Annotated in this window: 2 protein-coding genes and 2 pseudogenes; 3 read left to right on the plus strand and 1 reads right to left on the minus strand. The window is 36.5% G+C overall.

Annotated elements, in window-relative coordinates; genetic code table 11:
* Window positions 1-114, minus strand: a pseudogene (locus ACIG3F_RS16090) (formyltetrahydrofolate deformylase); the annotation flags it as partial.
* 211 nt (window positions 115-325) lie between these two features.
* Here ACIG3F_RS16090 and ACIG3F_RS16095 point away from each other — a divergent pair.
* The 3 genes and pseudogenes from ACIG3F_RS16095 to ACIG3F_RS16105 all read left to right on the plus strand — a co-directional run.
* Window positions 326-643, plus strand: coding sequence for an SMR family transporter (locus tag ACIG3F_RS16095; RefSeq protein ID WP_333835443.1), 318 nt, complete (start codon window positions 326-328; stop codon window positions 641-643).
* Between the two features lie 186 nt (window positions 644-829).
* Window positions 830-1,063 (plus strand): hypothetical protein, encoded by a 234-nt coding sequence (locus ACIG3F_RS16100; RefSeq protein WP_396470542.1) that lies wholly within the window; start codon window positions 830-832, stop codon window positions 1,061-1,063.
* Between the two features lie 217 nt (window positions 1,064-1,280).
* A pseudogene (locus ACIG3F_RS16105) lies at window positions 1,281-1,394 on the plus strand (formyltetrahydrofolate deformylase); the annotation flags it as partial.

The following is a 1,394-nucleotide window of genomic DNA, read 5'->3' on the forward strand; positions in this document are numbered from 1 at the left end:
TTCCCCAATATAACAATCATTTTTTGCCAGGTATCCAGTAATGGCAGCGACAATGCCAGAGGCAGCCGGGCAACGGATTTTCAGGACATAATGCTGGATATGATCTTGTGCCATGATGGTCTCCTGAGCGTGATCAATTTGAAGTTTTTATATGTAAATATTTAAAAAATTGAGTGCTCAATATAAAAGATGAGAATTTTGTGTCTATATCGCTTAAGAGTAAGGCTGGCTGGTTTTTGTGGGTATGCCTTAATAGGTATAGGCTTTCTTTGCAGGGCTGAGCACCATGTCTAGAGTATTTATTTCTCAGACAAGGTTTAAATCGATGGCATGGATTGTTCTTCTATTTGCAGGACTACTTGAAATTGTATGGGCATATTCAATGAAACTTTCTGAAGGTTTCACACGTCTTGTTCCCACGATATTGACTCTATTTTTTGTAATGCTGAGTTTTTTCTTACTCAGCTATTCAATGAAGACCTTACCACTCGGTACTGCCTATACCATTTGGGCTGGCATAGGCGTGGTCGGTTCATTTCTAGTCGGTATTCTCATATTAGGTGAATCTGCCAGCGTGATCCGTGTTCTAGCTGCCTTTTTGATCTTCAGCGGTTTGATCCTGATGAAAATCTCTACCGATTGAAATGATTAAAAACGGTGCAATTTTCAGCTTACTGTACAAATCTAATGCATATTTTATTCATCTGAGTAAACAAAAAATTTTGTAAAGTCTAATTCATCACAATATTTTTCAGTGTGAGGTTGGCGTATTTATTGCTTAAATTAATCTGCATCATTGATGCATGCATTATAAAAAGGAGAACACAGTATGAGTTATCCAGAACATTTCACGATTAAAAATATCCGTATGGTGGATATAAACACCTGTGAAATTTATATGCTGAATGACGACAAGAAAACCATGAAAGCTTGGAGCATTCAATGTACCCCAGGCATGATTCATTTGTTTCACGAACGTTTGAATCAGTTATTGCAATCTACACAGCCATTTCAGAACCTGCTCCAGCTAAAGCAGTATTACAAAGTTGATGTTTTATGTTGATTCACCTTTAATCGCGGCATAGAACCCTGTGCCGCCGTATAAATTCCACGAATGAAAACTAAAAAATATTCATAACAAGAAAAAAATATTCACAAAACTATAGACAGTTCAAAGAAAATCCAATATAAATTCTCTTAAAGAAATATATTTTCCTGATAGGAAAATATTGCTAGACGATTCAGATCACATGATTGAAAAGTTTTTAAGGGAAATTTCCATGCCAAAAACAGATTTAGCGCAATATATTTTAAAAATTACCTGTCCAGCCGCATCTGGTATTGTTGCCGCTATTAGTGGGTATCTGGCAGCACAACAGTGCTACATCAGTGAG

It is taken from the genome of Acinetobacter sp. NPDC052428 (assembly GCF_044547685.1).
Classification (GTDB): Bacteria; Pseudomonadota; Gammaproteobacteria; order Pseudomonadales; family Moraxellaceae; genus Acinetobacter; species Acinetobacter lwoffii_G.